General features: G+C 61.3%; 6 protein-coding genes and 1 pseudogene. 4 read left to right on the forward strand and 3 right to left on the reverse strand.

Annotation, left to right across the window (positions count from 1 at the left end; translation table 11 throughout):
* Positions 1–150: 150 nt before the first annotated feature.
* Positions 151–666 (reverse strand): annotated as a pseudogene (locus AACY36_RS28450) (methyl-accepting chemotaxis protein); the annotation flags it as partial.
* A 1,499-nt stretch (positions 667–2,165) separates the two neighbouring features.
* The gene (locus AACY36_RS24310; RefSeq protein ID WP_339415764.1) at positions 2,166–3,836 is read right to left on the reverse strand and encodes a PleD family two-component system response regulator; all 1,671 of its coding nucleotides are present in this window, start codon (positions 3,834–3,836) and stop codon (positions 2,166–2,168) included.
* A 299-nt stretch (positions 3,837–4,135) separates the two neighbouring features.
* Between AACY36_RS24310 and AACY36_RS24315 the strand changes: the two genes are divergently transcribed.
* The 4 genes from AACY36_RS24315 to speA all read left to right on the forward strand — a co-directional run bounded on the left by AACY36_RS24315 (position 4,136) and on the right by speA (position 8,259).
* Positions 4,136–5,203 (forward strand): DUF2333 family protein, encoded by a 1,068-nt coding sequence (locus tag AACY36_RS24315; protein ID WP_339415765.1) that lies wholly within the window; start codon positions 4,136–4,138, stop codon positions 5,201–5,203.
* Between the two features lie 2 nt (positions 5,204–5,205).
* Positions 5,206–5,742 carry an NUDIX hydrolase gene (locus AACY36_RS24320; RefSeq protein WP_339415766.1) on the forward strand — a complete coding sequence of 179 codons (537 nt, stop codon included), beginning with the start codon at positions 5,206–5,208 and terminating at the stop codon, positions 5,740–5,742.
* An 89-nt stretch (positions 5,743–5,831) separates the two neighbouring features.
* Positions 5,832–6,203 carry a translation initiation factor Sui1 gene (locus AACY36_RS24325; RefSeq protein ID WP_339415767.1) on the forward strand — a complete coding sequence of 124 codons (372 nt, stop codon included), beginning with the start codon at positions 5,832–5,834 and terminating at the stop codon, positions 6,201–6,203.
* A gap of 142 nt (positions 6,204–6,345) precedes the next feature.
* The gene (gene speA / locus AACY36_RS24330; protein WP_339415768.1) at positions 6,346–8,259 is read left to right on the forward strand and encodes an arginine decarboxylase; all 1,914 of its coding nucleotides are present in this window, start codon (positions 6,346–6,348) and stop codon (positions 8,257–8,259) included.
* Between the two features lie 65 nt (positions 8,260–8,324).
* Here speA and AACY36_RS24335 read toward each other — a convergent pair whose 3' ends face one another.
* Complete coding sequence (locus AACY36_RS24335; RefSeq protein WP_339415769.1) at positions 8,325–9,668, reverse strand: MATE family efflux transporter; 1,344 nt, start codon at positions 9,666–9,668, stop codon at positions 8,325–8,327.
* Between the last annotated feature and the right edge of the window lie 201 nt (positions 9,669–9,869).

The raw sequence follows: 9,869 nt of genomic DNA on the forward strand, positions 1-9,869 counted from the left end.
GGATAGCGAAAAGTATGTGACCAAGTAGTGGGTTCTGGTCATTGATAATACGGTTCTGAGTGCACTGAAGATCAAATGTGGGAGGGAGCAAGCCCGCACACATTTCTGATCTCCATATGATTTTGGATCGTCGTGAGGCGGGAGATCGGATTAGACGCGGAAGGCTTGCACCGCAGTATTGAGCTGCCCACCGAGGACCAACAAGTGCTCGCCCTGGCGGCGTCCCTGACCAATGCGCAGCAAGTTATCCTCACCCATCTGATGAATCCGCTCGCTGTTATCGCGAATCTCACTCACGGCCCCACTCTGCTGCGCCGTCACATCGGCGATGCGCACGGCGGTGTCGGAAATGGTCTGGATCGCGCCGACGATCTCATCCAGTGCTCCGTCCGCCGCCTGGGCCTGCTGGGCGGTGGCTTCGGCGTGTTCGACCTGGGCGCGCATGCCTTGCACGGATTGATGGGCGGCGCTTTGCAGGCCGGCAATCAGGGTCTGGATCTGCGCCGTGGCGCCAGCGGTGCGTTGAGCTAGGGAGCGGACTTCGTCGGCGACTACGGCAAAACCACGTCCGGCTTCACCGGCACGGGCGGCCTCGATGGCGGCGTTGAGGGCCAGCAGATTGGTCTGGTCGGCAATCGCGCGAATCACCGTGAGCACGCCGCCGATGGTGGCGGATTCTTCGGCGAGTTTTTCGATCATCTGCGCGTTTTGCTGCACTTCACCCACCAGGGCGTGCAGCCCGGTCAGGCTCAGGCCGATCACGCGTTGGCCTTGCTCTACCGCTTGGCCGGCACTGCGACTGGCGTCCGCGGCCTGGCTGGCATCGCCGGCGACTTGCTGGATGGTCGCTTCCAGTTCCCCCAGCGAGTCGCGGATCTGCGCGGTATCGCCGGCTTGGCGTTCGGCGCCGTCATGCAGGCCGCTGCTCAGTTCGGCAAGGGCGCGGCTGCTGCCGGCAACTTCCTCGGCGTTGCCGCGAATAGTGCCCACCAGGTCCACCAGGTAGGCGCGCAGACGGTTCAAGGAGGCTTCGATATCGTGCAGCTCGCGGTTGGTCTTGCCCAAGGCAATCGGCTGGCTGAAGTCGCCTTCGGCCCAGGTCGATAAGGCCGGTGCCAAGTTGGTCAGCACCCGCGCCAGGCGGCGTTGCAAGGTGTCGATCAACAGCGCGATCAGCAGGATCAGGCCGATCATCACGCCTTGCAGCAGGCGCACTTCGCCCTGGATCTTGCCGTGCTGCGCGCGCACCACGGGCTCCAGACCGGCGATGGCTTGCTGCACGGCGTTGATTTTCAGGTGGGTAGCGGCGGCCAGTTCGGCGCGTTGCTGGATCTGTTCGCGAGTGCGCTTGAGTTCAGCAGGGTAGCGTTTCAGCAGGCTATTGAGTTCGCGCTTGAGGTCGACGCCGGTGTCCTGTGCTTCAGTTTTTTCAGTGTTTTCCAGGCCCATCAGCGCGGAAAAATCATCCGCGCTGGATTCGGCGCTGGCCTTCACGCCCAACAGCGGCAGTTGTTCCAGCACATCCGCCTGGCTGCGGATATTGCCGACTTCGCGCTCCACATCATCAGCCAGTTCCGCGCGCCCGCTGCTCACCAGTTTGTCGCGGGCCAGCGACAGTTTGGCCAGATGCTGGGACGCCGCCAGCAGTGGCGGCAGGTAACGTGCGGCCTCTGCAGAGTTGACGCCGATGGCGTACTGGCTCAGTTGCTCCAGGTTCGCGCCGAGTTCGCGCTCGGCTTGCAGCAGCAGGGCCTGTGGGTCACCCGCTAATTTGCCGGCGGCGAGCAGGTCGGTCTTGCTGAAGGCATCCAGGTCCACCAGGCTGGGGCGCACGTTTTGCGCCAGGTCGACGGGCAGTTGATCCAGATCCAGCAACAGGCTTTCCAGGCTCTGGCTGGCGCTGCTCAGGCGCAGGGCGTCGCCGCTGGCCATGTAATCGTCAATATTGCGCGCGGCCTGGTTCTGAAATGCCTGCGACAGGCCCAGGTAGCGCTCCATCAATAAATACGGCCGTTCCAAAGCGCGCTGCGACCACCACAGCGTCGCCCCGAGCGCCAGGCACACGGCCACCAGAAGAAGGGTATTGAGATTGGTCAGCAGCTTCAGGCGCATGCGTGGTTTCAACCGACAGCAAAAGATAAGTGCCTGAAGTTATTGCGTTTCTATTACAGCGTTATGACTGAATTGGTGAATTCAGGTGAAAAGATGGCACTTTGCCTTGGCGTGTGCGTCCCTTGCACGCGGTTACGCCCGGCATTCTTGGCACGGTACAGCGCTTCATCGGCCTGGGCGGCCATCATCAGGCTGTCGGAACCGTCGCCCAGTTCCACCAGCCCTGCACTGAAGGTGCACCACAAATCCTCGGGCTGGGCCGGGTAGTGGATTTCCGCAAAGCGCTCACGGATTTCATCCAGCACCTTGCAGGCCGATTCCAGGTCGGTGTCTGGCATCACGATGGCGAATTCTTCGCCGCCGTAGCGCCCGATGTAGTCGGTCTTGCGCAGTCGCTGCTTGAGAAACAGCGCCAGGCTCTTGATCACTCGGTCGCCCATGGGGTGGCCGTGGCTGTCATTGACCCGCTTGAAGTGGTCGATATCGAGCATGGCAAAGCTCAGCGGCTTGTTTTCGCGGCGCGCGCGGAAGCTGCAGTCTTCGAGCAATTGCAGGATATGGGTGTGGTTGTACAGGCCGGTCAGGCTGTCGCGCACCATCCGTGCCTTGAGGTTGCGCGCACGTGCCGCGCGGTTGCGCACGGTGGTGATCAGGTGGCGCGGCTTGATCGGCTTGGTGAGGAAGTCGTCGCCGCCTTCACTCATGGCGTCCAGTTGCTTGTCCAGGTCGTCCTCGGCCGAAAGGTAAATGATCGGCACGCTGACGTAGCGGTCGTTGTGCCGGATGACCTTGGCCAGTTCGGTACCGGTACAGGCGGGCATGTACATGTCGAGGATGATCAGGTCCGGTTGGAAATCCGCCAGCTCGGCCATGGCCTGGATCGGTTCGATCAGCGTGCGGGTGACGATGCCTGCACTGTTGAGCAGCCGCTCGGTGTGCAGTGCCTGCGCCCGCGAGTCATCGATGATCAGCACTTTATACGGCTCGTACTGGGCGACGCAGGTCAGTACTTCGATTTTTTCCAGCAGGCTGGAGGCTTCCAGGGTGCCGGTAAGAAATTCCTGGCCCCCGGCGCGCACGGCGGCCAGGCGAGTCGGCGTATCGGTTTCGTGCAGGCTGAAAAACAGCAGCGGCAGCTTGTGCTCCAGGCCTTCCTGGGCTTCGGCGGCAAGCTTGAGCCCCAGCCCTGCGCCGCAGAAATCCACATCCATCACAATCGCCGAAGGCAAGCGCTCGGCCATCGACGCGCGAAATGCCGCCACGCTGTCGAGGGATTGGGCGCTCATGCCAAAGAATTCCAGTTGCTTGGCCAGGCGCTCGGCGCGATCGTGATCGGCCAGCATCACGTAGATTGGCTTGCGCATCGGCGGCAGGAAGGTGTGTTCGAACTGGTCGCCCTGGCGCAGTCCAGTGCGCGACAGGCGCTGCATCAAGCGGTTGAGTTCGGTGATCAGTTGGCTGCTCAGGCGGCCACGGTTGTCGTCCACCGCTTTGAGTGATTCGCCGATATGCCGCGCCAATTGGCCGTGCTCGGGTTGTTCGAAGCGCTCGGCAAAGCGCAGCAGGCGCAAATTGGCTTCGCTGAGTTCGCAGAGGTCGGCGCTGGACCATTCGCTGCGTTGCAGGCGCTGCCAGATCTCAAGAATTTGACGTGCCTGATGAATTACCCGCTGGGCAAAATGCTGCTTGAGACGCTCACGGCTGGGGTCTTCTGGCTCGGTCATATCCTGACTACTAGTTAGGGGGCACGCTGAGGTCCAATAATGGCTCTATGCTAGCACTATCTTTCCGATGGAATGAGTGTCTTGCGTCAATAAACTGCTCTTCCCTGATAGTCATTTGCTGACCCAGTGGTCGCGCAGCGGAAAAAGCGTGCATCCTTTATAGTCGAACTCTCCCTGTTCGCCAGTTTGGCGAAAAGCCCCGCATGGGCGGGCACGATGGGGTAGGGTTGTGGTCGGAGTGTTTGAACGCACGCCATCAATTCAAGTGCATGAACTCAAGTGATTGAAAGGATATCGCCATGCTGGACTGGAAAAACCGTGCAGGCAGCGCCAAAGGCCCTGCGCCTGAGCCCAAGTCGGCCAACCGCAGCTACTTCCGTACGCTGCTGCTGAGCCGGGCGTTGCTGAGCGTCCTCTGCCTGTACCTGTTGGTCACCGGCGCGCTTGGCTGGTACTGGAGCGAAGAGCCGGCGCTGTTTCCGGTCCAGCAAAATGCGCAGATTGCGGCCGAAAAAGACGGCAAGCAGATGGTGTTAGGGTTTACGACCGTCGAAACCCTCAAGACCGTAGCCGGCACCTTGCTGAACAAGCCGGGTGGCTACATTTCCAATGACCGCTTCCCGCCTGGCCTTTGGATGGACAACATGCCGAGTTGGGAATATGGCGTGCTGGTGCAGGTGCGCGACCTGACGCGCGCTCTGCGTAAGGACTTCGCCCGTTCCCAGTCGCAGTCGGCCGAAGACGCCGATTTGGCCAAGGCCGAGCCGCGCTTCAACTTCGGCAATAAGAGCTGGGTGCTGCCGTCCAGTGAGTCGGAGTACCAAGAAGGCATCAACTCTCTGAGCCGTTATGAAACACGTCTGTCTGACCCGAATCAGCGCGGTGCGCTGTTCTATGCCCGTGCCGACAACCTGAACAACTGGCTGGGCGACGTCGCGACCCGCTTGGGTTCGCTGTCGCAACGCCTGTCGGCCAGTGTGGGTCGGGTGAAATTGAACACCGCTCTGAAAACCGAGGCCCTGGCGCCGGGTCAAGTACCGCAGGTCGATGAAGAAGTGGTGGAAACCCCATGGATGCAGATCGATAACGTGTTCTACGAGGCTCGCGGTCAAGCTTGGGCCCTGTCCCACCTGCTGCGTGCCATCGAAGTCGACTTCGCCGACGTGCTGGCCAAGAAAAACGCCACCGTCAGCGTGCGCCAGATCATCCGTGAGCTGGAAGCTTCGCAGGAACCGGTTTGGAGTCCTATGATCCTTAATGGCAGTGGCTTCGGGGTACTGGCGAACCACTCGCTCGTCATGGCCAACTACATTTCCCGGGCAAACGCTGCAGTGATCGACTTGCGTCAGCTCCTCAACCAGGGTTGATGATGGACGCTATTCAAAAGGAGGCCGCGCACCGTGCGGCGTCCGATGCTGAACTGATCTGCTGGGTCGACGAGCAGGACAACCTGCTCGGCACCCTTGTCAGGTCCGATTTGCGCCAACGCGGCCTAATCGGCCGGTGCACCTTTATCTTTCTGTTTAACTCCCAGGGTGAGCTGTGTGTGCATCGGCGAACCCTAAGCAAAGCCATGTATCCCGGTTTCTGGGACACGGCAGCGGGTGGGATGGTGGCGGCGGGCGAGTCGTACGCCTTATCGGCGGCCCGCGAGTTAGAGGAAGAGTTGGGCGTCAGCGGCGTGGCGTTGACTGAGCACGATCATTTCTACTTCGAAGACGGTGACAGCAAACTCTGGTGCAAATCCTACTCCGCTGTCTGGGACGGGCCGCTGCGCCTGCAGCCTGAAGAGGTCATGGAAGCGCGCTTTTTACCTATTGAAACAGTCCTGCAGGAGGCTGAACAAAAGCCTTACTGCCCGGACGCTCAAGAAGGCTTGCGGCGCTATCTGGTGTCACGTCGCTAAAGTTGCATGAAATGGCGCCATTTGGCCCTTAGCAAGTGGACTTTTTGCCGTTACACTGCGCCACTTTTCAGCCCCCAAGAGGATTGCCGGTGGCCAAAAAAGCCGCATCCTTCGCCGCCCTGGGCGGCCTGGTATTTTCCACCGACGCAGGTCGACACTGCCCGGACTGTCGCCAGCCCGTGGACGCGTGTACCTGCAAACAGACCCTGATCCCCGAAGGCGACGGTATTGCCCGCGTGCGACGCGAGAGCAAGGGCCGTGGCGGCAAGACGGTGACCACCATCACCGGCGTGCCGCTGGCAGAAGACGCGCTGAAGGCGCTCGCCACCACGCTGAAAAAGCGCTGTGGCACCGGCGGCGCGTTGAAAGAGGGCGTCATCGAGATCCAGGGCGATCACGTTGAATTGCTGTTGGCCGAGCTGATCAAGCTCGGTTACAAGGCCAAGAAGTCCGGCGGCTGAAAGCCTCTTCCCGACCTGTGTCTAAACTCTGTCCTGCGAATGAGGTCTACCTCCCTCGCAGGCAAATCGTCATTTTCATTCTTTAGACTGCGCCAGCCTCCGCGAGAGGTGGCGCCTTCGCCTTCATTTATAGGGGACTTCGATGTCCGTACGACGCACACGCAAAGACGATGGCAGCCAATGGACAGTTGCGGACAGCCGCAGTGTTTACGGGATCCGCCATTGGGGGGCCGGGTATTTCGCGATCAATGAAGCCGGTCGCGTTGAAGTCCGTCCGAACGGCCCGAACAGCACGCCCGTCGACCTCTACGAGCAAGTCGACGCGTTGCGTAAAAGCGGCCTGTCGCTGCCGTTGCTGGTGCGTTTTCCCGACATTCTGCAAGACCGTGTACGCCAGCTGACCGGCGCCTTCGATTCGAACATCGAGCGCCTGGAATACCAGAGCAAGTACACCGCGCTGTACCCGATCAAGGTGAACCAGCAGGAAGCGGTGATCGAGAACATCATCGCCACCCAGAACGTGTCCATCGGCCTGGAAGCCGGCTCCAAGCCTGAGCTGCTGGCCGTACTGGCCCTGGCGCCGAAGGGCGGCACCATCGTCTGCAACGGTTACAAAGACCGTGAGTTCATCCGCCTCGCGCTGATGGGCCAAAAGCTCGGCCACAACGTGTTCATCGTGATCGAGAAAGAGTCCGAAGTTGAGCTGGTGATCGAAGAGGCCGCCAGCCTCAAGGTCAAGCCACAGGTCGGCCTGCGCGTGCGCTTGTCGTCCCTGGCGTCGAGCAAGTGGGCAGACACCGGTGGCGAGAAGTCCAAGTTCGGTCTGTCGGCGGCGCAACTGCTGTCTGTGGTCGAGCGCTTCCGCGCGGCGGGTCTGGACCAGGGCATTCGCCTGCTGCACTTCCACATGGGCTCGCAGATCGCCAACCTGGCCGACTACCAGCACGGGTTCAAGGAAGCCATTCGTTACTACGGCGAACTGCGCAACCTCGGCTTGCCGGTGGACCACATCGACGTCGGCGGCGGTTTGGGCGTGGACTACGACGGTACGCACTCGCGTAACGCCAGCTCGATCAACTACGACATGGACGACTACGCCGGCGTGGTCGTGGGCATGCTCAAGGAGTTCTGCGACGCGCAGAGCCTGCCGCACCCGAACATCTTCTCTGAAAGCGGCCGCTCGCTGACCGCCCACCACGCCATGCTGGTGGTGCAGGTCACCGACGTCGAGAAACACAACGACGAAATCCCGACCATCGAAAACAAGGAAAGCCTGCCGGAAACCGTGCAATGGCTGGTGGACCTGCTCGGCCCGACCGACATCGAGATGGTCACCGAGACCTACTGGCGCGCCACTCACTACATGAGCGACGTGGCCACCCAGTACGCCGACGGCAAACTGACCCTGGCCGAAAAAGCCCTGGCCGAGCAGTGCTACTTCGCCGTGTGCCGTCGCCTGCATAACTCGTTGAAAGCCCGCCAGCGCTCGCACCGCCAAGTGCTGGACGAACTCAACGACAAGCTGGCCGACAAGTACATCTGTAACTTCTCGGTTTTCCAGAGCCTGCCGGACACCTGGGCCATCGGCCAGGTATTGCCGATCCTGCCGCTGCACCGCCTCGACGAAGAGCCGTTGCGCCGTGCCGTACTGCAAGACCTTACCTGTGACTCCGACGGCAAGATCAAGCAGTACGTCGACGAGCAGAGCATCGAGACCAGCCTGCCGGTTCACGCCTTGAAAGAAGGTGAGGACTACTTGCTGGGGATCTTCCTGGTGGGTGCCTACCAGGAAATCCTTGGTGACATGCACAATCTGTTTGGTGACACCGATTCGGTGAACATCTACCAGCGTGAAGATGGGTCGGTGTACAGCGCGGGTATCGAGACCCACGACACTATTGAAGACATGCTGCGGTATGTGCACTTGTCGCCGGAAGAGTTGATGACGCATTACCGCGACAAGTGTGCGAGTGCGAAGATCTCTGCATCTGAGCGTACCCAGTTCCTGGATGCGCTGCGCCTGGGCCTGACCCGCTCTTCGTACCTGTCCTCTTAAGCTGGATTGACATAAATCCCATGTGGGAGCGGGCTTGCTCGCTCCCACATTTGCATCTAATTCCTTCAGTTGCTGCCCAGCCAAAGCCCCTGCCGATTTAAACGCCAGGCAATCGCCCACAGCGTCAAACTGCGCACCGCCATAAACACCAGGAAGGTTATCCACAGCCCGTGGTTACCCAGCCCCTGCAACGCCCAGGCAATGGGCAGCACCACAACCACCGTCAGCAGCATCCCATTGCGCATCTCCCGCGCGCGTGTCGCGCCGATAAACAAACCATCCAGCAAGTAACTCCACACCGCAATCAACGGCAATACCGCGAGGTAAGGCAGGTAGCTGTCGGCGGTTTCGCGCACGCTGGGAATATCGGTCTGCATGGCGATAAACACGTGGCCAGCGACGGTGAACAGCAGCGCGAAACCGACGCTGGCGATCAGCGACCAGCCGCCGGCCACCACCAGCGAACGGCGCAGCGCTGGGCGGTCATGGGCGCCGATAGCGTGACCGCACAGGGCTTCGACGGCGTGAGCCAATCCATCCAGGGCGTGGGCGGTCAGCAACAGGCCGTTGAGCAGCAGCGCGTTGGCGGCCACGGTAGCGTCGCCCAGGCGGGCGCCTTGCACGGTGATCATGAAAAACACCGATTGCAGCGCGAGGCTGCGGATGAAGATGTCGCGGTTGACCGCCAGCAGTGGACGCCAGCTTTCCCACAACTTCAGTGCCGCCCAGGCGATGTGACCGGGGTAGGCGCGCAGGGCTTTTTGCGTCAGTGCGAGGCCCAGCAGGGCGCCGGTCCATTCAGCAACAACCGAGGCGCGCGCGGAGCCGACCACACCCCAATCCAGGCCCAGTACGAACCACAGGTTCAGGGCGATGTTGACCAGGTTGGTGGTCAACAGAATCGCCAGCGGCGCGCGGGCGTTTTGTGTGCCGAGGAACCAACCGACCAGCGCGTAGCTGGCCAGCGCGGCGGGCAGGCCGAACAGACGGGTGTGGAAGAAATCCTGCGTCAGTTGATTGAGCTCGGGGGAGGGCTGCATCCACTGCAACGCCAGATGGCTCAGCGGGATGCCCACGGTGCCGAGCAGCATCGCCAGGCCCAGTGCCAACAGCAAACCTTGCAGCAGGATTTGCCGCAGCGCCGCCCCATCATTGCGCCCGGCTGCTTGGGCGGCGAAACCGGTGGAGCCCATGCGCAGGAAACCCATGGCCCAGGCGAGGAAGGTATACAGGCTGGCACCGACGGCCACGGCACCCAGTTGGTGGGCGTGGGGCAGGTGGCCGATGACCATGCTGTCGACCAGCGCTACGAGCGGCACCGAGATGTTCGAAAGAATCATAGGCGCGGCCAGGGCCCAGACGCGGCGGTGGGTGGGGCGGTGGCGCCAGTCGGTGAGCAGGTTGGTCATGGGGGCTCCTTGGGAGAGCAGCAGTGTAACTGGCCGTCAGACACGCCGCAGAACCAATGTGGGAGCAGCCAAGCCAGGTCCCACATTTTGATCTTCAGTGCTTGTGGGATTTGGCTGGGGCTGGGGGCAGCTCAGAACCAAACCACCCTCCGTCGGTCAATGTGAGCAGCATCTCATCGGCCCCACTCTGGCTGATATATA

Source organism: Pseudomonas sp. EA_15y_Pfl1_P101 (assembly GCF_963970835.1).
Taxonomy (GTDB): Bacteria; Pseudomonadota; Gammaproteobacteria; order Pseudomonadales; family Pseudomonadaceae; genus Aquipseudomonas; species Aquipseudomonas tritici.

What these genes read in the sequence shown, in the direction of transcription:
- AACY36_RS24310 (WP_339415764.1), bottom strand. Translation starts at nt 3,836, where the DNA reads ATGACCGAGCCAGAAGACCCCAGCCGTGAGCGTCTCAAGCAGCATTTT.
- AACY36_RS24315 (WP_339415765.1), top strand. Translation starts at nt 4,136, where the DNA reads ATGCTGGACTGGAAAAACCGTGCAGGCAGCGCCAAAGGCCCTGCGCCT.
- AACY36_RS24320 (WP_339415766.1), top strand. Translation starts at nt 5,206, where the DNA reads ATGGACGCTATTCAAAAGGAGGCCGCGCACCGTGCGGCGTCCGATGCT.
- speA (WP_339415768.1), top strand. Translation starts at nt 6,346, where the DNA reads ATGTCCGTACGACGCACACGCAAAGACGATGGCAGCCAATGGACAGTT.
- AACY36_RS24335 (WP_339415769.1), bottom strand. Translation starts at nt 9,668, where the DNA reads ATGACCAACCTGCTCACCGACTGGCGCCACCGCCCCACCCACCGCCGC.